Below are 26,211 nucleotides of genomic sequence, written 5' to 3'. Positions count from 1 at the left end.
GGTCACCTCGCCTTCGCCGAACGGGCCTCGAGCCGGCGCACCAGATGGCCGAGCGGCACGGTGATGATCAGGTAGCACACCCCGGCGACCAGGATCGGGGTGAGGCTGCGGTGCTGATTCAGCGCGTCCCGGCCGAACTTCGACAGCTCGTACTGGTCCAGGGAGAGTCCCAGCAGATAGACCAGGGAGGAGTCCTTGGTCAGCAGCACCAGTTCATTGGTGAGCGGCGGCAGGACGATCCGGAACGCCTGCGGGATGATGATCGAGGCCATGGCCCGGCTGTGGGACATGCCCAGCGAACGGGCCGCCTCCATCTGCCCCTTGGGCACCGCCTGGATGCCCGCCCGCATCGTCTCCGCGATATAGGCGGCTCCGACGAGCCCCAGCGCCAGCATCACCGTGACGTGCCGGTCCAGCGCCACCTGGAAGGCCAGCGGCACCCCGAAGCCCAGCGCGATGAACACCAGCAGTGCGGGCACTCCGCGGAAGAACTCGATGTAGGCGACCGCCAGCCAGCGGTACGGCGGCACCTGCGAGAGCCGCATCAGTGCCAGCACCACCCCGAGGACCAGGCCGAAGCCGAAGCCGAGCAGGGTGTAGACGACGGTGTTGACCAGGGCGGTGGTGATGATGTCGGGGAACAGGGACCGGGCGACCTCGGCGTCGAAGAAGGCGCGCCGCAGTTCACCCCAGTCCGCGGCCAGGACGATGGCGAGCAGCAGGACGATGAGCACGGCGTACTGCACCGCTCGTATCGCCCGCGCCCGCTGCCGGCGGGTCATTGCCATAAGTGTGCGGACTCCTCAGCTCCGATGGCCGTCAGCGGGCGTCACTTCTTGGGCGCGGTGCCGAACCACTTCTTGTAGATACGGTCGTAGGAGCCGTCCGCCCGGGCGTCCTTCAGCACCGCGTCGATCTTCTTGCGCAGTGCGTCATTGCCGGTCCGCACGGCGATGCCGTACTGCTCGCCGGTGTCGAACTCGGCCGTCACCGCGGTGTCGGCGTTGTCCTTGACGTAGTCGTAGAGCACACCGTTGTCGTTGATGCCGGCGTCGGTCTGCCCGGTCTTGACGGCGGTCAGCAGCAGCGCGAGATCCTCGAACTGGACCAGCTTGGCGCCCTTGGCGTGCTTCTGGGCGTAGCTCTCACCGGTGGTCCCCTGCTGGACCGCGAGCTTCTTGCCCTTGAGGTCGGCGAGGGACTTGTAGGGCTTGCCCTTGGTGGTGAGCAGCGCCTGCGTGGCCTCGAAATACGGGGCGGAGAAGTCCAGGTTCTTCTCGCGTACGTCGGTGATGGTCATCCCGGCGGCGGCTACGTCGCACTGGTTGGTGTTGAGGTCCTCCCCGGACTGGATGCCCTCGAAGGGCGTGTCCACGATCTCCTGCTTCACATCGAGCGCCGAGGCCACGAGGTCGACCATGTCCACATCGAAGCCGACGATCTTCTTGCCCTGCTTGGACTGGAAGGGTGGATAGGGCAGATGCGTGCAGGTCGTGAGCTTGCCGGAATTCACCAGGCTGATGTCGTCGCCGCCGGACCCGGACGACTTGGTGCTGGTGCACCCGGCCAGGAGGGCGGATACGGCGGCGACGGCTATGACGGGCAAGGCGGAGCGAGCGGACACGGCACCTCCGGGACAGGGTCGGCGGACGACCACGGACCTCATGATCAGTGAGTCGGCCCGAATCCTCCCACCGGATATGCCGCGGTGTCTTTACGCGCGCAATTGCGACCGGATAACGGAGAGGCGAGGTCAGCGCCGCCGGCGCCGCTTGCGGCGCTTGCTCCAGAACCATCCGGCCGGTGGCTCGTCCGCCCGCCAGGGCTGGGGCTCGGGCGCCCCGCGCCGCCACCGCGCGGTGAGCATCCTGGTGCGTGCGGCGGGCTCGGCGACCTCGGCGTCCCGTATGAAGTCCTCGTCGAGGGTGACGTCGTCCCAGCCGTCGGCGTCATCGTCCCCGCGGGGCGTGGATCCGGTGCTCAAGGGGCACCTCCTGTTGCCATGGTGCCGCTCGGGCACACGAGCGTGTTCCTCGAGCGGTTGAACGCATGGGGTGTCCGCCGAGTTCCGGTGGCCACCGCGTGGGACACGCCCGGGTCCGGTGGGGATCGGCAGGCCAGGGCGTGGACCGAAGACCGGCAGGTCAGGGACCTGGGCCCGGTTCTGCGAAGGTCAGCCGGCCGGGGGCTGGAGCGGGGTCCACACCCGCATCGCGCCGGGTCCGCGGTTCGCCCACGCGTAGTACGGGATCGCGGTCACCGGGACCGGATCGAGGGCTTCCGCGCCACCCGTGTCCACGCCCGGGCGCACGCCAACGTCAGAGCCCGCGCCGCCGCCGGAGCCCGCGCCGCCGTCGCGGTACGGCCACCAGCCGTCGCGCGCGACGGCATGGCGCAGCGCCAGGGAGGTGATCACGGTCACCCCGCCCAGCAGCTCCGGCCGGTGCTCGGCGCTCGGCGTGGCATCCGGGTCGAGGGCGATGTCGTCCAGCCGCAGCCCCGCGGGCTGGTCGGTCTGCTCCAGGCAGTACACCAGCGGGCCGCGCTCGATCGCGGCACAGCCGCGCACCCCGTCGGCCCGTGGATCGGGCCGGGTGAGCCGGGGGCCCAGGGACAGGCTCAGCACGACCGTCTCGCCGGGCCGCCAGCGGCGCCGCAGCCGCAGCCAGCCGTTCTCGGCCCGCTCGGCCACCGGCTCCCCGCCGACCGTCGCCTCGTACGCCGTCGCCCAGTGCGGGATGCGCAGCGACAGCGTCCAGTCCGTGTCCCGCGGCGCCGTGTCCACGACCACCGCGATCCGCCCCTCCCACGGGTACCCGGTCCCCACCCGCACCGCCCCGCCGCCCGCCTCGTACGAGCCGGACGCGTACTGGTGGAGCTGCAGCCCCTGCGCGTCGCCGCTCGCCATGTAGTGCGGCAACGAGGCCAGCAGCCGCATCACATTGGGCGGACAGCAGGCACACCGGAACCACGGCGTCCGGTGGGCGCTCCGGTCGCCGGTGGCGTCCTTACGGTTCTCATCATCCTGGCGGACCTGGAGCGGATTCACATAGAGCCAGCGCTCACCGTCGATCGACACCCCCGACGCGAAGCCGTTGAACAGGGTCCGCTCCACCAGATCGCTGTAGCGGGCCTCTCCGGTCAGCAGCGCCATCCGCCATCCGAAGTGGACGGCGGCGACGGCCGCGCAGGTCTCCGCGTAGGCCCGGTCCGGCGGCAGCTCGTACGCGTCCCCGAAGGACTCCAGCTCGTGCCGGGACCCCACCCCGCCCGTCAGATAGGTCTTCGTCGTGGCCATGTCCTCCCACAGCCGCACCAGGGCGTCCCGCAGCCCCGCGTCCCCGGTCTCCGCCGCCACATCCGCGGCCCCGGCCAGGAGATACAGCTGGCGCACCGCATGCCCGGCGACCGCCCTCGCCTCCCGCACCGGGATGTGGTCCTGCCAGTAGGGCGCCCCGGGCCGGGGGCCGGGCGAGCCGTCCGCCGGGCCGTCGCCGAGGCTGCCCTGCCCGCGCCGGTCCACGAAGTACCCGGCCAGCTCGAGATAGCGCCGCTCACCGGTCTCCCGGTACAGCTCCACCAGCGCCGTCTCTATCTCCGGATGTCCGCACACCGTCTCGTTCCGGCCGGGTCCGAAGGTGGCGTCGACGAGATCGGCGCAGCGCACCGCCACCTCGAGCAGTCCGTTCGCGCCGGTGGCCCGGTGGTGCGCGACCGCGGCCTGCAGGAGGTGGCCCGCGCAGTACAGCTCGTGCCCCCAGTGCGGTTCCGCCCACCGCCGGGCGTCCGGCCCCAGCTGGTAGTACGTCTGCAGATAGCCGTCCTCGGCCTGCGCGGCCGCGACCAGCCCGGCCAGCCGCTCCACCTGCCGGGCCAGTTCCTCCTCGGCCGGCCCCTCGCCGCCGTCCGCCAGTTGCCAGGACGCCGCCTCGAGCCACTTGTGCACATCGGAGTCCTGGAACGGGAAGTCGCCGCGGAAGCCGGACTCCGCCGGCGCCGCCCCCGCGGCGGCCCGCAGATTGGCGAGATTGCCCGCCCGCTCCAGCCGGTCCGGCCCCTGGGGAACGCTCACTTCGGCGTTGACACGGCGTCTGGCGGCCCAGAATCCTCCGGTGATCCGCGCCGCGGTGGCCGGGCGGAGCGCGGTGTGCGCTCCCCGGGAGAGCCGGATCGGACCTGTGGACATGCTCTGCCCCTTACGCCGCGCCGCCGGCCATGTCTGTCTCCCGGTCGGCAGGAGTGGAAAGCGATTTCCGCCGCGAGCATAAGGAGGCGTTCTTCCGGCCGACAAGCCTTTGCGCACACCATTCATCAACGTTCAACAAGCGGTCACGGTGGGCGGGTGAGACGGTCATGGCGGTGGCTCTACGCCGAGGTCAGCGTCCGCCGCTCGGCCACATGGGCCACCACGCAGGTGACGTTGTCGGGCCCACCCGCGCCGTTGGCGAGGGCGACCAACTGCCGTACGGCCGTGCCCGGATCGTCCTCCGAGGCGAGCACACGCCGGATCTCCCCGGCGGGCACGACCCCCGTCAGCCCGTCCGAGCACAGCAGATAGCGGTCCCCGGCGCGGGCGTCCCGCAGGGCGAAGTCCGGCTCGAACGCCGAACCGCCGCCCACGGCGCGCAGCAGCAGCGCCCGCTGGGGGTGCGAGGCGGCCTCCTCGGGGGTGATCCGCCCCTCGTCGAGCAGCGACTGGACCACCGTGTGGTCATGGGTGATCTGGAACAGCTCGGCGTCGCGCAGCAGATAGGCGCGCGAGTCGCCGATATGGACCAGACCCAGCCGGGAGCCCGACCACACCATCGCGGTGAGCGTCGTGCCGACATCCCGCAGCGCGGGGTCGGACGCGGCGAGCGCCGAGACCGACTCCCGGGCCCGGTGCGCCGCCTCCTCCAGCGCGCTCAGCAACTCCCCGCCCGGGACGCCCGCGTCCAGCGGTTTGAGCGCCTCGATCGCCGCCTCGCCGGCGTGCCGTCCGCCCCCGAATCCGTCGGCCACGGCCAGCAGGCGCGGCCCGGCGTACCCGGCGTCGTCATTGCTCTCCCGGACCGAGCCGGTGTCGGAGAGTACGGCGTAGCGGATCCCCAGGGTGGGGTGGTCGGAAGACATCGTGGTGTCCCTCCCGGACAGCTGGTCGGCGAGGAAGGCGGCCAGGTCCCTTCTGGCCGCGGTGTCGGCCTCGACCCGCGCCCAGTACGCGCGCACCTCCCGCGCGGCGGCTTCCGGTCCCAGCTCGCACACCGACCGGATGTCGGCGAGCGGCATGCCCAGTCGCCTCAGCCACGCCACCAGGCGGGCCCGCTCCAGCTGTGCCGGATCGTAGAGGCGGTAGCCGGAGTGCGGATCGACGCGGGCGGGCGGCAGCAGCCCGAGCTCGTCGTACAGGCGCAGCGCCTTGGGGGACAGCCGCGATGCCCTCGCGAACGCACCGATGGTCAGCAGCCCCATGCTCGCCCCTCCTCGCCGCCGGGCACCTCGCCCGGCGACCACGATGCTCGGGCTTCCCCCTTGGGGAAGGTCAACGGCGGGCCCGTGATCAGAATCTCTTCTGTTCCACAATGAATTTCCACAGCAAACGAGCGTATTTAATCTGACATCAGTCTCTCATAACAATGAATCAGTCATATCCGTACATCTTCCTTTCTTCGGGTATCCGCCATGCTTTCCCGGGAATTGACGGTGTATCCGTGCAGTCCCATGGCTCCACGAGAAGAGGGAGGTCCTCTCATGACCGTTTCCACCACCCCCGGCACCGTCTGGGGCACCTGGATCAATCTGCAGGGCGGCATCCACTCCGAGCCCGCCCCGGTCACGTTCGCCGACGACCGGGTGCAGGTCTTCATCCGGGGCGGGTCCAACGTCCTGTGGAGCAGGGTGGAGGCCCGCGACGGCAGTTGGGGTCCGTGGCAGCAATACGCGGGCCTGTCCGTCGACGGCATCCCCGCGCCGATCCGGGGCAAGGACGGCAAGGTCCGGGTCTTCTACCGCACCCCGGGCAACAATCTGGAGGTCATCACCCAGACCTCCATCAACTCCGGGTACGGACCACCGCAGATCCTGGCCACCGGCATCGGGGACGACCCGGCCGCGGCGCTCGGCGCCGACGGCCGCATCTACGTGTTCTTCCCCGGCACCGACGACGCCCTGTGGTACCTCCGCAACCAGGACCTGCAGTACGAGACCTACACCGCCGCCACATCGCTGGGCGGTGCCATCTTCGCCACGCCGTCGCCCATCCTCGACGGGGGAGGGCGGATCGTGGTGGCGGTCAAGGGTGCGGGCGAGACCCTGTACACCATCCAGCAGCAGACGGAGAACGCCGCCGTCTGGGGGCCCTTCACCCTCGACGCCTCCAACGTGACCAGCCGCCCGTCGGTATGCCTGGACGCGGCCGGCCGGGTGCAGATCTTCTACCGGGGTTCCGACGGGACCGTCCGGCGCGTCGGACAGAGCGACGACTACACCACGTTCGGCGCCCCCGTGAGCCTCGGCGCACAGATCGTCTGGCGGCCCACCTGCGCCCTGGCCCAGGACGGCCGGGTCAACGTGTTCATCAAGGCCACCGACAACGCCCTGTGGGTCGCCGTCCAGACCACGGAGAACGGCACGAGCTACAGCGGCTTCCAGTCCCTGGGCGGGGTCATCGGCTCCGCGGGCGTCGGCGTCCCCATCCTCAACGAGGAGAATCTGCTCTACGTCTTCATCCAGGGCAGCGGAACCGCCAGGGACCTCTGGCTGCAGCGTCAGACCTTCGTCTGATCCGCCCCTCGCCGCGTCGCTGATCCGCTCACCTCACCGCACCACCCCATCGCGCGTCTTCCAGGGCTCCCCGGTTTTCGAAACTTTCGCACCCTCTCCAGGGGCTGTCGGAAGTCATCAGAACCCTTAATCTCCGAACAAATTCGATCACTTCGGATCGCAGGAGCCCTCTGATGCCCCCGCATGCCACCCGACCCCGGAGAGCGCCGGCAGCGCTGCTCGCGCTGCTGGCCGCCCTCGCTCTCGTGGTTCCCCTCACCGCGAGCCGTGTGCACGCCGCGGAGCACGACCGGAGCCACGGGAGCGGACCCGCCGTGCGGCAGTCCACCACGGTCTCGCGCTATCTGTTCACCGCCTTCACGAACAGCGGCGAGAGCAATATGTACGTCTACGGGTCCGACGACGCGCGCGACTTCTGGTCGGTCCAGGACAAGGCGTACACCCCGCCCTCCGGTCTCGTCCGCGACCCCAGCGTCATCCACCGCGGCGGCCGCTACTACGTCGCGTACACCACCGGATGGACCGGCAGCACCTTCGGCCTCGCCGTCAGCGACGACCGCCGCACCTGGACCCATCTCGCCGACATCGACCACGGCGTGGCCGCCAACAACACCTGGGCACCGGAGTTCTTCACCGACGCGCCCGACGGGAAGGTCCGTATCGTCGTCTCGCTGTCCACCGGGCCCACCGCCTACCGGCACTTCCAGCCCTACGTCCTCACCGCGCTCGACGACACGCTCACCCGGTGGAGCGAGCCCGAGCCGCTCGAGGGCATCTCGCCGAGCGAGAGCGACTACAACGGCTACATCGACACCTTCGTGGTCCGCAAGGGCACCGCCTACCACGCGTTCACCAAGAACGCCACGGGCGAACTCATCGAGCACGCCGTCGCCGACCGCATCACCGGTCCGTACCGCTTCACCGGGAAGGGCGACTGGGCGGGATGGGGCAGCCTGCTGGAGGGTCAGACGATCGTCGCCCTCCCCGGCGGCGGCTATCGCATGTTCATGGACGGCTACACCGTCAAGAAGTACTACTACAGCGACAGCGCCGACCTGGAGCACTGGACGCCCAAACGGGAGCTGCCCGGCCTGTCGGGTGTCGTCCGCCACGGCACCGTCATCCGGGAGACCGCCACCGTGCGGCCCGGCGACTCCAACCCCGCCCTGCCCGGCTACCACGCCGACCCCGATGTGCTGTACGCAGAGGGCCGGTACTGGATCTATCCCACCGAGGACGGCCACCCCGGCTGGAGCGGCACCCGCTTCAACGGCTTCTCCTCACCCGACCTCGTCCACTGGGCCGACCATGGCCCCGCCCTCGACCTCGCCGAGGTCTCCTGGTGCCACGAGAACGCCTGGGCCCCCTCGGTGGTCAGAAAGGGCGACACCTACTGGATGTACTTCAGCGCCTGCCAGTCCATCGGTGTCGCCAAGTCCGCGAGCCCTGGGGGACCGTTCACCGACGCACTCGGCGAACCGCTCGTCGCCAAGGGGCAGTTCGGCCACCAGTCGATCGACCCGGACGCCTTCATCGACGACGACGGCACCCCCTACCTCTACTTCGGGCAGGGCGCCCTCGAGGCGGTCAGGCTGAACGACGACATGGTCTCCTTCGCCACCCGGCCGGTGAAGATCACCCCGCCCGGCTACAACGAGGCGCCGACCGTCTTCAAGCGCGCGGGCCGCTACTACGCGATGTGGTCGGAGGACGACACCCGCAGCCCCGACTACCGCGTGGCCTATGGAATCTCCGACTCACCGCTCGGCCCCTTCACCAAGGCGGCGGGCAATCCGGTGCTGGCCAAGGACACCGGCGATCAGATCCTCGGCACCGGCCACAACTCCGTCATCCAGGTCCCGGGCCGCGACGAGTGGTACATCGTCTACCACCGCTTCGCCCGCCCCGGCGGCGACGGCACCCATCGCGAAGTCGCCATCGACCGGATGCGGTTCGACCCCGACGGCACCATCCAGCGGATCCGCCCGACGCAGGCCGGCATCACGCCCGTCCGGTCCCAGGCGCACCACCAGCCAGAGCAGGAGAGAACCGCATGAGCCGCAGCGCGGAACACCAGCCCAGCCGCAGACGCGTGATAATGGGCGCCCTCGCCCTGGGGGCGGCCGCCGGAACACCCGGGATCGCACAGGCCGCCACCCCCGCCGCATCACATGCCGCCGCCAAGGCACCCTCGTACGCCAATCCGCTGGTGCGCCAGCGCGCCGATCCGCACATCCTCAAACACACCGACGGCTACTACTACTTCACCGCCACCGTCCCCGAGTACGACCGCATCGTCCTGCGGCGCTCCAGGACCATCGGCGGCCTGGCCACCGCCGCCGAGTCGGTGATCTGGAAGAAGCACACCAGCGGTGACATGGGCGCCCACATATGGGCCCCGGAAATCCACTTCATCGACGGCAAGTGGTACCTCTACTTCGCCTCGGCGCCCGCGAACGACGTCTGGAAGATCCGGATGTGGGTGCTGGAGAACGCGAGCGCCAACCCCCTCGCCGGGACCTGGACCGAGAAGGGCCGCATCGTCACGCCCATCGACTCCTTCTCCCTGGACGCCTCCACCTTCACCCACCAGGGCACCCGCTATCTCGTCTGGGCGCAGAGCAATCCGGACGTCGGCAACAACTCGAGCATCTACCTCGCCCGGATGGCGAGCCCATGGAGCATCACCGGGCCCCAGGTGGAGATCTCCCGGCCGACGTACGACTGGGAGACCCGTGGCTTCAAGGTCAACGAGGGCCCCTCGGTCCTGCAGCGGAACGGCCGTGTGTTCCTCACCTACTCCGCCAGCGCCACCGACGCCAACTACTGCATGGGGCTGCTGGCCGCCTCGGCCGGGAGTGACCTGCTCGCCGCCGCATCCTGGAAGAAGAGCCCGCGGCCGGTCTTCACCAGCAATGACACCACCCAGCAGTACGGGCCCGGCCACAACTCCTTCACCGTCGCCGAGGACGGCCACACCGACCTCCTCGTCTACCACGCCCGCCAGTACAAGGACATCACCGGCGACCCGCTGAACGACCCCAACCGGCACACCCGCGTCCAGGCCCTCGGCTGGAAGGCCGACGGCACCCCGGACTTCGGGGTGCCGGTGGCCGACGCGCCCGCCAGGGACACCACGGCCGCCACCCGCTACACCATGACGGCGTTCACCAACAGCAGCGAGTCGAACATGTACGTCTACCAGTCGTCCGACGCGACCACGTACACGCTGCTCAAGGGACCCGCCTACACCCCGCCGTCCGGGCTCATCCGCGACCCCAGCGTCATCAAGCACACCGACGGCTATTACTACATCGTCTACACGACGAACTGGACCGGGAACACCATCGGGTTCGCGCGCAGCCGCGACCGCCTCACCTGGACCTTCGTCCGCAATCACACCCTGCCGGTGGCCGGTCTCGAGCGCACCTGGGCGCCGGAGTTCTTCGTGGACGACGGCGGCAGGGTCAACATCATCGTCTCGCTGGACACCGCCTCCACCCCCGACTACATCTTCCGGCCGCATCTGCTCACCGCCACCGACGCGTCGCTGTCGTCCTGGACCACGCCGACCCCGCTGCGGGGCCTGGACACGTCCAACTACATCGACACCTTCGTCGTCCGCCACGCCGGGCAGTACCACGCCTTCACCAAGCAGGAGACCACCAAGTACATCGAGCACGCGACCGCGAACAGCCTCGGCGGGCCGTACACCTTCCGCGGCACCGGCGACTGGGCGGGCTGGGGCAGCTGGCGCGAGGGACCGGCGCTGGCGCGGCTGGACAACGGCGGCTGGCGGATCTACTTCGACGGCTACACCGAGCAGAAGTACTACTACAGCGACAGCCTCGACGGCTTCCGGACCTGGACGCCGATCCGGGAGCTGCCCGGGCTCACCGGATTCGCCCGCCACTTCACCGTCCTCAAGGAGACGGTGTGACGCGCGGGTGTCCGTGGTCCCGTTCGGCCGGTACCTTCACCGTGCACATGATGTCGGACATTGTTCGTAATCTCGAACCTCAGTGGGGGCAGTCATGAGCGAACCAGTCGACAGACGGCACTTCATCACCACCACCGCCACAGGCGCCGCGGCCGTGGCGCTCACCGTCGCGGCCGGATCCACCGCCGCGGCGGCGCCCCCGGGCGCCACCCCGGCCCATCGGGGGCCCAAGGCGCTGACCGGCGTCCAGCCCTTTCCGCTCACCGCCGTGACCCTGCTCCCCGGCGCCTTCCAGGACAACCAGTCCCGCAACACCGCCTATCTGCGCTTCGTGGACATCGACCGGCTGCTGCACACCTTCCGCCTCAATGTCGGCCTCCCCAGCGCCGCCCAGCCCTGCGGCGGCTGGGAGAGCCCCACCACGGAACTGCGCGGCCACAGCACCGGCCACCTCCTGTCCGGACTGGCCCTCACCTACGCGGCCACCGGTGACACCGCACTGCGCGACAAGGGCCGCGCACTGGTCTCGGCGCTCGCCGCCTGCCAGGCCAGGTCCCCGGCCGCCGGCTACGGCCAGGGCTATCTCTCGGCGTTCCCCGAGAGCTTCTTCGACCGGCTGGAGGCGGGCACCGGGGTGTGGGCCCCGTACTACACCCTTCACAAGATCATGGCCGGGCTCGTCGACCAGTACCGGCTCGCGGGCGACACCGAGGCCCTGCAGACCGTGCTGCGCCAGGCCGCCTGGGTCGACGCCCGCACCGGGAAGCTCAGCTACGACCAGATGCAGCGGGTGCTGCAGACCGAGTTCGGCGGCATGAACGACGTCCTCGCCGATCTGCACGCGATCACCGGCGACAGCCGCTGGCTGACGGTCGCCGAACGCTTCACCCACGCCCGCGTCTTCGACCCGCTCGCCCGGAACGAGGACCGGCTCGCCGGACTGCACGCGAATACCCAGATCCCCAAGATGGTCGGCGCCATCCGGCTGTGGGAGGAGGGGCTCGACAGCCGCTACCGCACCATCGGCGAGAACTTCTGGAAGATCGTCACCGATCACCACACCTATGTCATCGGCGGGAACAGCAACGGGGAGGCGTTCCACGAGCCCGACGCCATCGCCGCCCAGCTCTCCAACACCTGTTGCGAGAACTGCAACAGCTACAACATGCTCAAGCTCACCCGGCTGATCCACTTCCACGCCCCGGAGCGCACGGATCTGCTCGACTACTACGAGCGCACCCTGCTCAACCAGATGCTCGGCGAGCAGGACCCGGACTCGGCCCACGGCTTCAACATCTACTACACCGGTCTCGCCCCCGGCTCCTTCAAGCAGCAGCCGTCCTTCATGGGCACCGACCCCAACCAGTACTCCACCGACTACGACAACTTCTCCTGCGACCACGGCAGTGGCATGGAGACCCAGGCCAAGTTCGCCGACACCATCTACACCCACGCCGACCGCAGCCTGCTGGTGAACCTCTTCATCCCCTCCGAGCTGCGCTGGCAGGACAAGGGCATCACCTGGCGCCAGACCACCGGCTTCCCCGACCAGCAGACCACCACCCTCACCGTCGCCTCCGGCGGTGCCTCCCTCGAACTGCGCGTCCGCATCCCCTCCTGGGCGGCGGGGGCCCGCGCCACGCTCAACGGCGCCGCACTCGCCGACCGGCCGGCCCCCGGCAGCTGGCTGATCATCGACCGCCAGTGGAAGACCGGCGACCGGGTCGAGGTGACCCTGCCGATGAAGCTGACGTTCGACCCCACCCCCGACGACCCCGACGTCCCGGCCGTGCTCTACGGGCCCGTCGTACTCGCCGGGGCGTACGGCGGCCGCACCGGAATGACCATGCCGCGCCTGGACAGGGGATCCGTGACCCAGAGCGCCACCAGCCCCATGCGGTTCGGCGCCACGGCCAGTGGCGAGAGCGTGACCCTGCTGCCGGTCGCCCGCGTCCACCACCAGCACTACAACGTGTACTGGCTGACCGGGCAGCCGCCCACCCCGCCGCCCGCCTTCGCCGCCTGGCACCGCTTCGACGAGACCTCCGGCACCGCCGCCGCCGACGCCACCGGCCGCGGCAAGACCGCCCGGCTCACCGGCGGCGCCTCCTGGACGGCGGGCAGGACCGGTGGCGCGGTCGCCCTGAACGGCACGGACGGGCATGTCGTCCTCGCCGACGACCTGCTGGCCGGCGCCCGGGCGTACACCCTGGCCACCTGGGTCCGGCTGGACGGCACCCCCGCCACCTGGACCCGGATCTTCGACATCGGCACCGGGGTCACCGCCAATATGTTCCTCACCCCCGTCGCCGACTCGGGGAAGCTGCGCTTCGCCATCACCGCGGGCGGCGGCGGAGCCGAGCAGCGCGTCGAGGCCGCCCCGCTGCCCACCGGCCAGTGGGTCCATGTCGCCGTCGCCTACGGCACCGGCACCGCCGTCCTCTACGTCGGCGGGCGCGAGGTGGGACGCAACACCGCCATCACCGTCGAGCCCGTCCACTTCGGCAACCACATCCGGGCCGGGTACCTCGGCAGGTCGCAGTACCCGGACCCGTACCTCGAGGCCGCCTTCGACGACTTCCGCGTCTACGGCAGAACACTCAGCGGGAATGAGGTCGCCACTTTGGCCCGAAGCTGACAAGCTCAGGCGGGCGGGCCGTCCCCACGGCCACGCCCGCTCCCAACCGCACCGTACGGACAAGGACGACGCGCATGGTCCACCTCGCCGCCGAGAACCGCTACGACTCCATGCAGTACCAGCGCTGCGGGCGCAGTGGTGTGCTGCTCCCGAAGGTCTCGCTCGGCCTGTGGCACAACTTCGGCGACACCCACCCCCTGGAAACCCAGCGCGCCGTGCTGCGCCGCGCCTTCGACCTCGGTGTCACCCATATCGATCTGGCCAACAACTACGGTCCGCCGCCCGGGAGCGCCGAGACCAACTTCGGCTCGATCTTCGCCCAGGACTTCCGCCCCTATCGCGATGAGCTCTTCATCGCCAGCAAGGCCGGATACCTCATGTGGCCGGGGCCGTACGGCGAGTGGGGCTCGCGCAAATACGTCCTGGCCAGCCTCGACCAGTCGCTGTCCCGGATGGGGCTGGACTACGTCGATGTCTTCTACTCCCACCGCTTCGACCCGGACACCCCGCTCGAGGAGACGATGGGCGCCCTCGACAGCGCGGTGCGCCAGGGCAAGGCGCTCTACGCGGGCCTGTCCAACTACCCGCCGGAGGCGATCGCCGAGGCCGCCGCGATCCTGAAGGACCTGCGCACCCCGTATCTGATCAACCAGCATCCGTACTCGATCCTCCAGCGCGGGGTCGAGGGCGGGGTGCTGCAGGCGTCCGCCGAGGCGGGCGTCGGGGTCATCGCCTTCTCGCCGCTGGCGCAGGGACAGCTCACCGACCGGTACCTCCACGGGGTGCCGGCCGATTCGCGCATGGCGCTCGGCCACTTCCTCAAGCGAGAGACGCTCACCGAGGAGCGGCTGTCCCTGCTGCACGCCCTCAACAAGCTCGCGCAGGGGCGCGGCCAGACCCTCGCCCAGCTGGCGCTCGCCTGGGTGCTGCGCGACCCCCGGGTGGTCTCGGTGCTGATCGGCGCGAGCAGCGTCGCCCAGCTGGAGCAGAACGTCTCGGTGCTGGACTCGCCCGCCTTCAGCGACGCCGAGCTGGCCGAGATCGACCGCCTCTCGGCCGAGGCGGGCATCGAGATTCCCTGACGGGGTTCGCCGACGTCCGCGGGCCGGGGACCGGCCCGGTCCGCGGACGGATAGCATGAGCGGTCACCCGAGACCGCCACGAACCGCCGCACGGAGACGCAACCTTGGCCACACAACGGATTCCGGTCATTCTCGTCACGGGTTTTCTGGGCTCCGGGAAAACGACGATGCTCAACCATCTGATGCGGGACAGCGCGGACACCCGCATCGGCGTCATCGTCAATGACTTCGGATCCATCAACATCGACGCCATGGCCGTCGCCGGGCAGGTCGATTCGATGATCCCGATCGAGAACGGCTGTCTGTGCTGCGCGGCCGACGCCTCCGAGATGGACGAGATGCTCGACCGGCTCACCGATCCGGAGCTGCGCATCGATGTCGTGGTGATCGAGGCCAGTGGCCTCGCCGAGCCGCAGAGCATGATCCGTACGCTGCTGTCCAGCACCAATGAGCGGATCGTCTACGGCGGCCTGGTGGAGGTCGTGGACGCCGCGGAGTTCCCGGACACCCGCGTCCGCCACCCCGAGCTCGACCGCCATGTCCGCGCCGCGGACCTCATCGTGCTCAACAAGACCGACCGCGTCGCCGAGGACGAACGGCGGGATCTGGTGGAGAACATCCAGGAGATCGCCCCCGGTGCGCCGGTCCTGACCGCGGCGCACGGGCGTGTCGACCCCGCGCTCCTCTTCGACCACCGGCCCCGCGAGACCTCCGGGGAAGGCTTCCGGCAGCTCTCGTTCGCCGATGTGTGGGGCGACGAGGTGGATGCCGGGGGCGGGTGCGGCGAGGACGGGTGCGGCGACGGCCATGACCACGGCCGGCACCTCCACGCCGCGTACGAGAGCATGGAGTTCACCGCGGCCGAGCCGCTCCATCCGCGCCGGCTGATGGCCTTCCTCGACAGCCTCCCGGCGGGCCTCTACCGGGCCAAGGGGTTCCTCCATTTCGCGGGCGCGGGCCGGGAGCGGAAGTTCACCCTGCACGCGGTCGGCTCGTATCTCCGCTTCCAGCCCTCGCCCTGGGAGCGCGATGAGCCGCGCACCACCCAGCTGGTGATGATCGGCACCGGGATCGACGCCGACACCCTCACCAAGCGGCTGGTCGAGTGCGTGGCGGCACCCGCGGAAGAGGTCGACGACACGCACATGATGGGCGTGCTCCGCTATGTGGACGAGGCGGACTAGGGAAATCCCTGGAAATGGTGGTGCAACCCTGAGGCGGCGTCACGGGTCCTGGTGGGTGTACATGAGGTAAACGCTCATCAACGAGCAGGAGGATTTGTGCGCTCCCGTTCCCTCACCACCGTCGTGCGCTGCGCGACCGTGGTGGCACTTGTGACCACCCCCGCTGTGCTCGCCCTGCCCTCGGCGGGCGCCGCCGAGGCCCGCGCCGCCGCGGCCGCCGCCCCCAAGGTCGACTTCAACAAGGACGGACGCGCCGACCTCGCCGTCTCCGCCCCCGCCGGCACGGTGGACGGCAAGGCCAAGGCGGGCTATGTCGCCGTGGTCTACGGCTCCGCCTCCGGCGCGGACACCGCCCACCGCCAGGTCGTCAGCCAGGCCACCGCGGGCGTCCCCGGCGACCCCACCGCGTCGACGTACTTCGGGGCCCATACGGTCGCCCGCGACCTGGACGGCGACGGCTACACCGATCTGGCGGTCCAGGCCGGTGACTCCCCGGCCATCACGGTCCTGTGGGGTTCGGCGAACGGCCTGACCGGCGGCACCCAGCTGCCCGCCGGCAACGGCGACCACTGGGGCTCCAGCGACATCGTGGGCGGTGACTTCAACGGCGACGGCAAGGCCGACCTGGTCGATGTGGTCACCGTCGACGAGGGCTCGGATGAGGAGAAGACCGGCCTGCGCGTCCGTCTCGGCCCGTTCACCCGCGACGGCAAGGAGGCGGGCAGCTCCTTCTCGGACACCGGCAGGTTCGACGGGCCGACCAGTCTGACCGCGGGCGACATCACCGGCGACGGCAAGGACGACCTCGTCTCCACCCACGCCTTCGAGGAGATGTCCCAGTCCAGCCTGTTCTTCAAGGGGGACGACAAGGGCCTGTCGCCGAAGGTCAAGGACCTCACCGACGCCGCCTCCGCGACCATCGGCGACGTCGACAAGGACGGCCACGGCGATCTGGTGCTGCGCACGGTCCCGGGGAACGTCGTCGAGGACCTGCCGTACGACCACGGCACCCTGAAGGTCCTCTACGGCACCGCCTCGGGGCCGAGCACCACCCGCACCACGACCATCGACCAGAACACCGCGGGCGTCCCGGGCGTCAACGAGGACGGCGACCAGTTCGGCTACTCGCTCAGCTCCGGCGACGTCAACGGCGACGGCTACGCGGACATCTCCGTCGGCATCCCGTATGAGGCCCTTGAGGCCGGCCAGAAGGCGGCCGGCAGCGTCGTCCAGCTCTACGGCGGCCGGGGCGGGCTGTCCGGCACCGGAGCCCAGGCGTTCACCCAGGACACCGCCGGTGTCCCCGGCGCCGCGGAGGCGGACGATCACTTCGGCATGGCCGTCCGGCTCGCCGACACCGACGGCGACGGCAAGGACGACCTGGCGGTGGGCGCGCCCGACGAGGACGGCGCCCATTCCACCAGCGGTGCGGCATGGGTGCTGCGTGGCCAGTCGGGCGGCCTCACCACGAGCGGTGTCGTGTCCTTCGGGCCCGACTCCCTCGGGGCGCCGGAGGCCGGTGCGGCCCTGGGCGCGGAGTTCCAGCAGTAGCCGGATTCCGGCCGCGACCGCATCACCGCAGGGCCGAACTGGACTCCGTGCGTGAACAGTTGACGATCCCTCAGATCTACTGGACGGTAGGTCCATGCCGACTCATCAGACGCGAGGGATACGGATCGGCCGCCCCCGACCGGGTCGCACCCGGTTGCTCGGGGTGGCCGCCGCGTTGCTGGCGGCGGCCGCGGCCCCGGGCACTCCGGCGGCCGCGGCCGAGGCGCCCTGGTTCGACGGCCGCGCGGCGGACCGGATGGCCGTGGACGGCACCCGGTTCACCGACGGACACGGCCGCGAGGTCGTGCTGCGCGGCTTCAACGTGTCCGGCGAGACCAAACTGGAGGAGAACGGCGGGCTCCCGTTCGCCACCACCGCCGACGCCAGGACATCCGCCGCCGCCATGCGGAACCTGACCGGAGCCAACGCGGTGCGCTTCCTGCTGTCCTGGGCCCATGCCGAGCCCGAGCCCGGCCGGGTGGACACCGGCTATCTGGAGAAGGCCACCGCGCAGATGAAGGCGTTCCTGGACGCCGGAATCCGGGTCTTCCCCGACTTCCACCAGGACCTGTACTCCGGCCGTCTCTTCGACAAGGACAGCTGGTACAGCGGCGACGGCGCGCCGCAATGGGTCATCGACGCGGGCGGATACCCCAAGGAGTCCTGCGGCATCTGCGTCCACTGGGGCCAGAACATCACCCAGAACCAGGCGGTCCGAGACGCCACCCGCGACTTCTGGCGCAACCGCGCCCTGACCACCGGCGCGGGCACCGTCCGCGTCCAGGACGCCTTCCTGGCCACCGCCGGGACGACCATGACCTACCTCGCCCGGCACCTCACCGACGAGCAGTTCACCCGCGTCGCCGGCTTCGACCCGCTCAACGAGCCGTACGCGGGCGCGTACGACGACGGCCAGAACAGCCGCACCTGGGAGAAGAGCGTGCTGTGGCCCTTCTACGAGAAGTTCCGCGCCCGTATGGACGCCGCGGGCTGGCAGGACAAGCCCGCGTTCGTGGAGCCCAATATGTTCTGGAACTCCAACCTGGACTTCCAGCGCCAGGAGGGCGGACTCCTCGACGCCGGAAAGCCCGGCCCCGACTATGTCTTCAACACCCACTACTACGACCAGAAGGCCATCTCCGGCATCTTCATGCCCGGCAAGGCGGCCGACGGGCAGTACGCGGGCGACTTCGGTGCCCTGCGCGACCGCTCCACCGCCCTGGACCTTCCGGCCGTCATGAGCGAGTTCGGCCATCCGCTGACCGGCTTCACCTCCGACAAGGCCCCCACCGTCGTCAAGGGCATGTACCAGGCGCTGGACTCCCGGCTCCCCGGCGCCACCTGGTGGACCCGGCCGGCCGCCTCCGGCGCCGTGCTCTCCTCCACCCAGTGGCAGTGGGACATCTACAGCGGCCGCCACCACGAGGCCATGAACGGCAACACCGGCAAGGTCCTCACCGAGGGCGACGCGTGGAACGGCGAGGACCTTTCGGCCGTCCGCCTCGACGACTCCGGCAACGCCGGGCTGCGCCAGGACGCACGGCTGCTCGACCGGCTGTATCCGCGCGCCGTCGCGGGCCGCACCCTCGCCTTCACCTTCGAGGACCGCTCACGCGACGGCGCCACCACGCTCAGCTGGAACCGCATCCCCGGCAGCCTGCCGAACGTGGCCGAGCTGACCGGCTCCGGCCGTTACGGCATGCTGGTGTGGCGCTCCGACGGCGGTACCGAAGCGCCCACCGAACTGCGTCTGCCCCGCGACTTCGACCCCGCCCGGACCACCGTCGTCTCCGATCTGGGCACCGTCACCGGGCCGCCCGCGTACACCGCGCACGGCCATACCGCCGACCACCCCATCGCCACCGCCGCGGAGCCCGGCGTCACCGACGCGCGCCGGCTGGTGCTCTCCGCCCCGGCCGACGCGGGCACCGTGCACTACGCGCTGATCGCCGACGGCACCGCCGCCCCCTCGGCGGAGCTGCGCGCCGCCGCCCAGCGCGAACTGACGGCGTGGGCGGCGGACGCGGGTTTCTGAGCCTCTGATGCCACCGCTACCAGCGAGGGTGCACCCGGGCCCGGAGCCGCCGGTCGTACAGGTCGCCGACGGCCTCCAGCGTGGCGGCGGGCAGCGGGGGCAGCCCCGCCGCGTCCGCGTTCGCCCGAGCCTGCTCGGGCGAACGCGCCCCCGGGATGACCGAGGTCACGCCCGGCTGCTGGACGATCCACCGCAGCGCCGTCTGCGCGGGGGTGGCTCCCTCGGGCGCCAGCTCCGCGAACTCCACCGCCGCCTCGAGACCCTCCTCGAAGCCCACACCGGAGAAGGTCTCGCCCTGGTCGAACGCCTCGCCGTGCCGGTTGAAGGTGCGGTGGTCGTTCTCGGCGAAGACGGTGTCCCTGGTGTACTTCCCCGACAGCAGCCCGGACGCCAGTGGCACCCGCGCGATGATCCCCACACCGGCCTCCCGCGCCGCCGGCACCACCTCCTCCAGCGGCTTGAGCCGGAACGGGTTGAGGATGATCTGCACGCTCGCCGTGCCGGGCCGCGCGATCGCCGCCAGCGCCTCCGCACACGTCTCGACGCTCACCCCGTACGCCGCCACGCGCTCCTCGGCCACCAGCGTGTCCAGCGCGTCGAAGACCGCCTCCGAGGAGTGCACCGGGGACGGCGGGCAGTGCAGCTGCACCAGATCCAGGGTGTCCACCCCCAGGTTGGCCCGCGACCGGTCGGTCCACGCGCGGAAGTTGTCCAGGGTGTAGTTCTCCTCGAGCTGCGGCAGCCGCCGCCCCATCTTGGTCGCCACGAAGATCCCGGCGTCCGGCCGCTCCCGCAGATACCGCCCGATGAGCCGCTCGCTGCGCCCGTCCCCGTACACATCGGCGGTGTCGAAGAACGTCACGCCCGCTTCGACGGCCGCGTCCAGCACGGCCAGGGCGTCCTGCTCGCCGACCTCGCCCCAGTCCGCGCCCAGCTGCCAGGTGCCCAGGCCCACGACCGAGACCTTCCGGCCGAGCCGGCCGAACTCACGCTGCTCCATGCTCCCTCTTCTCTCCTGCTGCGACGCTCACCGTACCCCCGCTCACCAGTCGTGCACCGTGCCGTCCGCCAGCCGGTTCACCGGCAGGTAGGCGGGCTGGTACGGGAACCGTCCGGCGGCCTCGGTGTCCAGCTCGACGCCCAGGCCCGGGGTGTCGGACGGGTGCAGCAGCCCCTCCTCGAAGCGGAAGGAGGTGCGGAAGACCTCCAGGGTGTCGGCGGTGTGCGGCATGTACTCCTGTATGCCGAAGTTGTGGACGGCCAGATCCAGGTGGAGCGCCGCGGCCATGCCCACCGGGGAGATGTCGGTCGGGCCGTGGATGCCGGACTTGATCCCGTAGACCGCGGCCAGGTCCAGCAGTTTGCGCATGGCGGTGACCCCGCCGGTGTGGGTCACCGCCGAGCGCACATAGTCGATCAGCCGCTCGCTCAGCAGGGTGGTGTAGTCGTGGACGTGGTTGAAGACCTCGCCGATGGCCAGCGGGGTGGTGGTGTGCTGCCGGATGAGCCGCAGCGCCGCCTGGTCCTCGCCGGGCGTGGCGTCCTCCAGCCAGAACAGGTCGTACGGCTCCAGCGCCTTGCCGAGCCGGGCCGCCTGGATGGGCGTCATCCGGTGGTGGCCGTCGTGCAGCAGCGGCAGCTCCGGGCCGAACTCCTGCCGTACGGCCTCGAACACCGTCGGCACATGGCGCAGATAGGCCCGGGTGTCCCAACTCTCCTCGGCGGGCAGCACCCGGGGCCCCGACCCCCGGCGCGCGGGTTCGTAGTCGTAGCGCTCCCCGCCGCCCGCGCTGGCGGAGGCCACCCCGTAGACCGAGGCCAGCCCGGGGACGCCGGTCTGCACGCGGATCGCGCGATAGCCCCGCTCCAGATGGGCACGGATAGAGTCGAGCAGCTCGGGGACGTCCCGGCCGGAGGCGTGTCCGTAGGCCAGCGCCCCGGTGCGCGAGGCCCCGCCCAGCAGCTGGTACAGCGGCATCCCGGCGGCCTTGGCCTTGATGTCCCACAGCGCCGTGTCGACGGCCGCGATGGCGGCCATGGTCACCGGACCCCGCCGCCAGTACGCCCCGCGGTACAGATACTGCCAGGTGTCCTCGATGCGCGAGGCGTCCCGGTTCAGCAGCAGCGGCACCACGTGGTCCCGCAGATACGAGGCGACGGCCAGCTCACGGCCGTTGAGCGTGGCGTCCCCCAGACCCGTGACACCGTCCTCGGTGACGATGCGCAGGGTGACGAAATTGCGCCCCGGACTGGTGATGACGACCTCGGCCGACTCGATCCTCACCGCATACCCCATTCCCCTTGTTCCGCTTGCTCGGTCCGTTCCGGCGATCACGCCGTACGGGCAGCCCTACCCGCTTCCCGCCGCCGGGATCCGGGGGCGACGGCCCGCCTCCCGCCCCCTCGTCAACTCCCACGCCCGCGGGTAGCGTGGCGGCATGCTGTGACACCCGCCCCGCCCCCGGGGCCCGCCCGGACACCTCCTTCGCGCCGTCCGCACGCCATCAGATACCGAAGGAGGCCTCCGCCATGACCACCCTCACCGTCGCCCTGCTGCAACTCGCCCCGCCCGGGCCCAAGTTGTCCGTGAACCTCGCCCTCGGCGAGGCGGCCTGCCGGCGGGCCGCGGCCATGGGCGCCGACATCGCGCTCTTCCCCGAGATGTGGAGCAACGGCTACAGCTGCTCCGTCCCGGACGACTTCGCCCGCGGCGATCGCTACCGCCATCCGTCGCTGTGGGACGAGGCCTCGGCGGCGCCGCGGCCCCGGGCCGTCTGGCTCGGCGAGCCGGTCACCCGCGACTCGCCCTTCGTCACCCGCTTCCGTGAACTGGCCGCCGAGCTGGAGATGGCCATCGCGCTCACCTATCTGGAGCGCTGGGACGGGGCGCCGCGCAACACCCTGTCCCTCATCGACCGGCACGGCCGTCTGGTCCTGACCTACGCCAAGGTGCACACCTGCGTCTTCGACCTGCCCGAGGCCGCGCTGACCCCGGGGGAGGGGTTCGAGGTGTGCGCCCTGGACACGGCGGTGGGCGAGGTGATGACCGGGGCGATGATCTGTTACGACCGCGAGTTCCCGGAGAGCGCCCGCGCCCTGATGCTCGCCGGTGCCGAGATCGTCCTCACCCCGAACGCCTGCGAGCTGGAGATCAACCGGCTCTCCCAGTTCCGCTCCCGCGCCGGGGAGAACATGACCGGTATGGCCCTGGCCAACTACGCCGGTCCCGGCTGGGGCCACTCCGTCGCCCACGACGGCATCGCCTTCGCCGACGGCCGGTCGCGGGACACCCTGGTGGTCGAGGCGGGTGAGGCCGCGGGGGTCTATCCTGCGGTCTTCGACCTCGACGCGCTGCGCGACTACCGGCGCCGGGAAACCTGGGGGGACGCCTTCCGCCGCCCCGCCGCCTACCGGAGCCTGACGGGCCGTGAGGTGCGCGAACCCTTCATCCGGCTGGGACCCGAGGGCGGACCGGTCCCCGGCCGCAGCCTTCCGTAATGGCGGGAACGGTTTGTCAAGTACCTACAAAAACATGATCTGAGCTGGGGCGATTGCTGACGGGGTACCTGGTGAGTAGGGTGTCCCGCATGTCAGCACTCAACGTGGAATTCAGCGATCGGGAACTTGAGGACCTCCGCCAGATCGCCAAGGAACGCGGTACGACGATGAAGGCCCTCGTCCGGGAGGCGACCGTGGCCGACATCGCGCGGCACCGCGCTCTGCAGGAGGGTGCCGAGGTCTTCCGGCGGTTCTTCGCGGACAACGCGGACGCCTTCGCGGACGCGTTCCCCGACGATGAGCACCGCCATCCCGGGCAGGCCGCCTGACCATGGCCCCGCTGCTGCATATCGACGTCCCCTGGCTGCTGCAGCGCCATGAGGAGGTCATGCCGGAACAGCCGGCCATCTCGGACTTCTCGGGTCTGGTCGCCGCGGTCGCCCGCCACCGGGTGGACCCGCCGCGCCTGGGGGTCGATCCCGATCCGGCGTGGCGGGCCGCGGCCCTGCTGCACACCATCGCGCTGCTCAGACCGCTCCCGGCGAGCAACGCGCGGTTCGCCGCCGCGACCGCGGTCGCCTATATGCACGCTTCGGGCGAGGGCATCGACCCGCCGTACGGGGCGCTGATCGACCTGGTCCGCGACATCCTCTCCAGCAAGGCCGATGTGTTCGACGCGGCCGGCCGCATCCGCTCCTGGCGGATCTGAGCGGGAAACGGACCGGCGGGGGCTTTCAGGCACGGGCCTCGGGGTCAGTCGACGTCGCCGCGTGCGGTGCCGACCTTGAGGTCGTCGATGTAGTTGACCACCCGGCTGTTCTCGGCCCCGTACACCCCCCACTTGGGGTCATTGCTGCTGTCGAAGGTGCGGCAGGCCCACCGGGTGGTGCCGTCGCCGAACTGCTGCTGCCGACCGTTGACCCAGAGCTCGACCCAGCCGCCCTTGGTCTCGTCGGACAGATGCAGCCCGATGGTGTAGTGGTTCCACGTGTTCGCCGTGGCCGGGGTCGACCAGATGGTGAAGACCTGGTTGCCGGGCTGCCGCTGGATCATCGTGGTCCGGCCGCCGAGCGTCTTCAGGACCACCGGCCAGTTCTGGATGTGATCCCCGTAGGACTTCCACTGGAACGTGGCGTTGTTGTCGACCGTGCTGGAGAGCTTGCTCGACCAGCCGAACCAGTAGGTCCCGCCGTTCCGGAAGGCGTATTTCGAGCCGTCCACGGCGATGCCGTGGCTTTCGCAGCGATTGCTGCCGCTCGGCTTGTCGTACTTCCAGATCCTGCCGCGCTGCGCGTCCGAGACGGCGGTGACGCTGCCGGGGGAGTCGCAGTTCAGCAGGCCGTAGATCTTGGTGCCGCCGGAGGCGTCGCCGTCCCAGATGAACGCGGCGTCCGCGGGCCAGGCGAACGCGAGACCCGCGACCGCCACGGCCGCGGGTAGGGCGAACCCGAGCCCGGCGATGCGCTGGGTGGACCGTAAGGAAGCCATGCCACTCCTCGGAAGGGCCCCCGTTCGATGGTGTGCGCACCGTACTGGAGCCCCTCGAATTGGTCCATACCTGCCCGCGTATCGTGCCGGGCCCGTCCCTCGCGTCAGCCGGCCGAGCCGAGTTCCAGCGCCTGCTTCTCCAGCGTCTCCCGCCGCTCCTCGGCCGGGGTGTGTCCGGCCGCCTCCGCCGCCTGGACCCGCTCGGCCTCGGCGAGCAGCGAATGCCCGCTGGCCAGGACGCCGATGCCCAGTGCGACCGCCGCGGCCCCGATGTAGAAGGGCAGGTGTACGCCGCTGTGCTCGGCGATCTTGCCCGCGGCGTACGGGGCCAGACCGCCGCCGATGAAGCGGACGAAGCCATAGGAGGCGGAGGCGACGGGCCGCTCCACGGGGGCGACGGTCATCACCGCCTGGGTGGTGATGGTGTTGTTGATGCCGATGAAGGCACCGGCCACGATCACCGCCACGATCAGCGTCGTCTTCGAGTCGGTGAACAGGCCGATGACGAGGATGTCGAGCGCGAACAGCGCGAGGTTCAGATACAGGGAGCGGGCTATGCCGAGCCGCGACTGTAGCCACGGGGCGCCGAAGACCGAGAAGAAGGCGACGAGCAGACCCCAGCCGGTGAAGACATAGCCGAGCTCATGGGTGCCCAGGTCCATCGGGAACGGCGCATAGCCCAGCACCGTGAAGAAGCCCCAGTTGTAGCAGAGCGCGGTCAGCCCCATGGTGAGCAGCCCGCGGTGGCGCAGTGCCTTGATCGGGTCGGCGATCGAGGCCCGGCGCGCCGGGGTCGGGGTGGGCTGGACCAGCACGATGGTCGCGATCAGCGCGATGGCCATCAGGGCCGAGACGCCGAAGAACGGTCCGCGCCAACTGATCCCGCCGAGCTCACCGCCCAGCAGCGGCCCGATCGCGATGCCGATGCCCAGGGCGGTCTCGTAGAGGATGATCGCGCCCGCGAAGCCACCGCTGGCCGAGCCGACGATGACGGCGAGCGAGGTGGCGATGAACAGGGCGTTGCCCAGGCCCCATCCGGCCCGGAAGCCGACGATCCCGTCGATGCTGCCGGACGCCCCGGCCGCCGCGCTGAACAGCACGATGAGCACCAGACCGACCACCAGGGTGCGCTTGGCGCCGATGCGGCTGGAGACGAATCCGGTGACCAGCATGGCGACGGCGGTGACCACCAGATAGCTGGTGAACAACAGCGACACCTGGCTCGGTGTGGCATGCAACTGGGAGGAGAGGGAGGGCAGGATCGGGTCCACGAGGCCGATGCCCATGAAGGAGATCACGCAGGCGAAGGCGACCGCCCATACGGCCTTCGGCTGCTTGAAGGGGTTGGGGGCGCTGGGATGAGCGGACAAAAGATGCTCCGTCGTTTCAGGGTCCCAGCCGTGACGACATGGCAATGCCGTGGCGCGGCAGGGTGCCGGTTGATCAGGAAGCGGTACTCCCCGGGGACTTCCGTGCCCGTGCCGCGCTGTCGACCAGCCGCTGGAAGGCGGGGGCGGCGGCGTGGACGGCGGTGGCGAGTGCCTGTTGGTCCTCGGGGGAGAGGGTGGCCAGCAGTTCGGCGAGCCGGTTCGTACGGCCGCGGCGCCGCTCGGCGAGCAGCTCCCGGCCGGCGTCGGTGATCGCCACCAGCACCACCCGCCCGTCGTGCGGATCGTCGACCCGGGTCACCAGCCCCTGCCGCTCCAGCCGCTGGATCAGCTGGGTCATCGAGGGCTGGGTGACACCCTCGTCGGCGGCCAGGGCCGTCAGCCGGGACGGCCCCTCCCGGCTGAGCCGGCCGAGGGTCGAGGCCGTGGTGAAGCTGATGTCCCGGTTGGTCAGATGGCGCACCGCGAGGAACGCCAGCTGTTCCAGCGCCTCCGCGACCTGCTCACGGGTCGCGGGGACGTCGGGTTCCCGGGGGCCGGACTGCTGTGTGTATTCCACATCTAGATTTATATCATGCCTCTATATAGGCAGCCTATGCAGCTGGCTGTGCAGAGCCTCACAGCCGCCCACGGCGCGCGCGGGAA

Annotated in this window: 21 protein-coding genes; 11 read left to right on the top strand and 10 right to left on the bottom strand. The window is 70.5% G+C overall.

Features of this window, described 5'->3' with window-relative positions; genetic code table 11:
- Positions 1–2: 2 nt before the first annotated feature.
- The 5 genes from J8403_RS02260 to J8403_RS02240 form a co-directional block, all read right to left on the bottom strand.
- Positions 3–788: an amino acid ABC transporter permease gene (locus J8403_RS02260; RefSeq protein ID WP_211121581.1), complete on the bottom strand. Its 786-nt coding sequence runs from the start codon at positions 786–788 to the stop codon at positions 3–5.
- Positions 789–829: 41 nt separating this feature from the next.
- Positions 830–1,624: an ABC transporter substrate-binding protein gene (locus J8403_RS02255; RefSeq protein ID WP_211121580.1), complete on the bottom strand. Its 795-nt coding sequence runs from the start codon at positions 1,622–1,624 to the stop codon at positions 830–832.
- A gap of 129 nt (positions 1,625–1,753) precedes the next feature.
- Positions 1,754–1,984: an SGM_3592 family protein gene (locus tag J8403_RS02250; protein WP_078646228.1), complete on the bottom strand. Its 231-nt coding sequence runs from the start codon at positions 1,982–1,984 to the stop codon at positions 1,754–1,756.
- A gap of 189 nt (positions 1,985–2,173) precedes the next feature.
- Positions 2,174–4,186, bottom strand: a complete 2,013-nt coding sequence (locus J8403_RS02245; RefSeq protein ID WP_211121579.1) for a glycoside hydrolase family 127 protein — start codon at positions 4,184–4,186, stop codon at positions 2,174–2,176.
- A gap of 179 nt (positions 4,187–4,365) precedes the next feature.
- Positions 4,366–5,451 (bottom strand): MerR family transcriptional regulator, encoded by a 1,086-nt coding sequence (locus J8403_RS02240; RefSeq protein ID WP_211121578.1) that lies wholly within the window; start codon positions 5,449–5,451, stop codon positions 4,366–4,368.
- Between the two features lie 279 nt (positions 5,452–5,730).
- Between J8403_RS02240 and J8403_RS02235 the strand changes: the two genes are divergently transcribed.
- The 8 genes from J8403_RS02235 (at position 5,731) to J8403_RS02200 (ending at position 19,192) form a co-directional block, all read left to right on the top strand.
- The gene (locus J8403_RS02235; protein WP_211121577.1) at positions 5,731–6,762 is read left to right on the top strand and encodes a DUF8189 domain-containing protein; all 1,032 of its coding nucleotides are present in this window, start codon (positions 5,731–5,733) and stop codon (positions 6,760–6,762) included.
- A 173-nt stretch (positions 6,763–6,935) separates the two neighbouring features.
- Positions 6,936–8,819: a glycoside hydrolase family 43 protein gene (locus J8403_RS02230; protein WP_211121576.1), complete on the top strand. Its 1,884-nt coding sequence runs from the start codon at positions 6,936–6,938 to the stop codon at positions 8,817–8,819.
- Positions 8,816–10,702 carry a family 43 glycosylhydrolase gene (locus J8403_RS02225; RefSeq protein WP_211121575.1) on the top strand — a complete coding sequence of 629 codons (1,887 nt, stop codon included), beginning with the start codon at positions 8,816–8,818 and terminating at the stop codon, positions 10,700–10,702. The genes J8403_RS02230 and J8403_RS02225 overlap by 4 nt, the downstream gene beginning before the upstream one ends.
- A 94-nt stretch (positions 10,703–10,796) precedes the next feature.
- Complete coding sequence (locus J8403_RS02220; RefSeq protein ID WP_211121574.1) at positions 10,797–13,340, top strand: beta-L-arabinofuranosidase domain-containing protein; 2,544 nt, start codon at positions 10,797–10,799, stop codon at positions 13,338–13,340.
- 74 nt (positions 13,341–13,414) lie between these two features.
- The gene (locus J8403_RS02215) at positions 13,415–14,422 is read left to right on the top strand and encodes an aldo/keto reductase (RefSeq protein WP_211121573.1); all 1,008 of its coding nucleotides are present in this window, start codon (positions 13,415–13,417) and stop codon (positions 14,420–14,422) included.
- Positions 14,423–14,526: 104 nt separating this feature from the next.
- Positions 14,527–15,606, top strand: a complete 1,080-nt coding sequence (locus J8403_RS02210) for a CobW family GTP-binding protein (RefSeq protein WP_211121572.1) — start codon at positions 14,527–14,529, stop codon at positions 15,604–15,606.
- 96 nt (positions 15,607–15,702) lie between these two features.
- Positions 15,703–17,157 carry an FG-GAP and VCBS repeat-containing protein gene (locus J8403_RS02205; protein ID WP_211121571.1) on the top strand — a complete coding sequence of 485 codons (1,455 nt, stop codon included), beginning with the start codon at positions 15,703–15,705 and terminating at the stop codon, positions 17,155–17,157.
- A gap of 94 nt (positions 17,158–17,251) precedes the next feature.
- Positions 17,252–19,192 carry a cellulase family glycosylhydrolase gene (locus tag J8403_RS02200; RefSeq protein ID WP_211121570.1) on the top strand — a complete coding sequence of 647 codons (1,941 nt, stop codon included), beginning with the start codon at positions 17,252–17,254 and terminating at the stop codon, positions 19,190–19,192.
- Between the two features lie 16 nt (positions 19,193–19,208).
- Here J8403_RS02200 and J8403_RS02195 read toward each other — a convergent pair whose 3' ends face one another.
- Both J8403_RS02195 and manD read right to left on the bottom strand, forming a co-directional pair.
- Complete coding sequence (locus tag J8403_RS02195) at positions 19,209–20,192, bottom strand: aldo/keto reductase (protein ID WP_211121569.1); 984 nt, start codon at positions 20,190–20,192, stop codon at positions 19,209–19,211.
- Between the two features lie 42 nt (positions 20,193–20,234).
- Positions 20,235–21,476: a D-mannonate dehydratase ManD gene (gene manD / locus J8403_RS02190; RefSeq protein ID WP_211121568.1), complete on the bottom strand. Its 1,242-nt coding sequence runs from the start codon at positions 21,474–21,476 to the stop codon at positions 20,235–20,237.
- Between the two features lie 245 nt (positions 21,477–21,721).
- On the opposite strand from manD, the gene J8403_RS02185 reads away from it, so the two are divergent.
- The 3 genes from J8403_RS02185 (at position 21,722) to J8403_RS02175 (ending at position 23,399) form a co-directional block, all read left to right on the top strand.
- Complete coding sequence (locus tag J8403_RS02185; protein WP_211121567.1) at positions 21,722–22,690, top strand: carbon-nitrogen hydrolase family protein; 969 nt, start codon at positions 21,722–21,724, stop codon at positions 22,688–22,690.
- Positions 22,691–22,779: 89 nt separating this feature from the next.
- Positions 22,780–23,019, top strand: coding sequence for a hypothetical protein (locus J8403_RS02180; RefSeq protein WP_014057435.1), 240 nt, complete (start codon positions 22,780–22,782; stop codon positions 23,017–23,019).
- Between the two features lie 2 nt (positions 23,020–23,021).
- Complete coding sequence (locus tag J8403_RS02175) at positions 23,022–23,399, top strand: hypothetical protein (protein ID WP_059146634.1); 378 nt, start codon at positions 23,022–23,024, stop codon at positions 23,397–23,399.
- Between the two features lie 44 nt (positions 23,400–23,443).
- Here J8403_RS02175 and J8403_RS02170 read toward each other — a convergent pair whose 3' ends face one another.
- From J8403_RS02170 to J8403_RS02160, 3 genes are all read right to left on the bottom strand, one after another.
- A complete protein-coding gene (locus tag J8403_RS02170) occupies positions 23,444–24,178 on the bottom strand; it encodes a heparin lyase I family protein (protein WP_211121566.1) in 735 nt (244 codons plus the stop codon).
- Positions 24,179–24,282: 104 nt separating this feature from the next.
- Positions 24,283–25,548 (bottom strand): MFS transporter, encoded by a 1,266-nt coding sequence (locus J8403_RS02165; protein ID WP_211121565.1) that lies wholly within the window; start codon positions 25,546–25,548, stop codon positions 24,283–24,285.
- A gap of 73 nt (positions 25,549–25,621) precedes the next feature.
- Complete coding sequence (locus J8403_RS02160) at positions 25,622–26,125, bottom strand: MarR family winged helix-turn-helix transcriptional regulator (protein WP_211121564.1); 504 nt, start codon at positions 26,123–26,125, stop codon at positions 25,622–25,624.
- Between the last annotated feature and the right edge of the window lie 86 nt (positions 26,126–26,211).

Origin of the sequence: Streptomyces yatensis (assembly GCF_018069625.1) — a bacterium.
In the GTDB taxonomy this organism is placed as follows: Bacteria; Actinomycetota; Actinomycetes; order Streptomycetales; family Streptomycetaceae; genus Streptomyces; species Streptomyces yatensis.
Note: the sequence above shows the minus strand (reverse complement) of the source record. Positions and strands in the feature narration are given on the sequence as shown.

Coding starts and splice junctions, on each gene's coding strand:
- J8403_RS02260 (WP_211121581.1), bottom strand. CDS start 788: ATGGCAATGACCCGCCGGCAGCGGGCGCGGGCGATACGAGCGGTGCAG.
- J8403_RS02245 (WP_211121579.1), bottom strand. CDS start 4,186: ATGTCCACAGGTCCGATCCGGCTCTCCCGGGGAGCGCACACCGCGCTC.
- J8403_RS02240 (WP_211121578.1), bottom strand. CDS start 5,451: ATGGGGCTGCTGACCATCGGTGCGTTCGCGAGGGCATCGCGGCTGTCC.
- J8403_RS02235 (WP_211121577.1), top strand. CDS start 5,731: ATGACCGTTTCCACCACCCCCGGCACCGTCTGGGGCACCTGGATCAAT.
- J8403_RS02230 (WP_211121576.1), top strand. CDS start 6,936: ATGCCCCCGCATGCCACCCGACCCCGGAGAGCGCCGGCAGCGCTGCTC.
- J8403_RS02225 (WP_211121575.1), top strand. CDS start 8,816: ATGAGCCGCAGCGCGGAACACCAGCCCAGCCGCAGACGCGTGATAATG.
- J8403_RS02220 (WP_211121574.1), top strand. CDS start 10,797: ATGAGCGAACCAGTCGACAGACGGCACTTCATCACCACCACCGCCACA.
- J8403_RS02215 (WP_211121573.1), top strand. CDS start 13,415: ATGGTCCACCTCGCCGCCGAGAACCGCTACGACTCCATGCAGTACCAG.
- J8403_RS02200 (WP_211121570.1), top strand. CDS start 17,252: ATGCCGACTCATCAGACGCGAGGGATACGGATCGGCCGCCCCCGACCG.
- J8403_RS02195 (WP_211121569.1), bottom strand. CDS start 20,192: ATGGAGCAGCGTGAGTTCGGCCGGCTCGGCCGGAAGGTCTCGGTCGTG.
- J8403_RS02185 (WP_211121567.1), top strand. CDS start 21,722: ATGACCACCCTCACCGTCGCCCTGCTGCAACTCGCCCCGCCCGGGCCC.
- J8403_RS02180 (WP_014057435.1), top strand. CDS start 22,780: ATGTCAGCACTCAACGTGGAATTCAGCGATCGGGAACTTGAGGACCTC.
- J8403_RS02175 (WP_059146634.1), top strand. CDS start 23,022: ATGGCCCCGCTGCTGCATATCGACGTCCCCTGGCTGCTGCAGCGCCAT.
- J8403_RS02170 (WP_211121566.1), bottom strand. CDS start 24,178: ATGGCTTCCTTACGGTCCACCCAGCGCATCGCCGGGCTCGGGTTCGCC.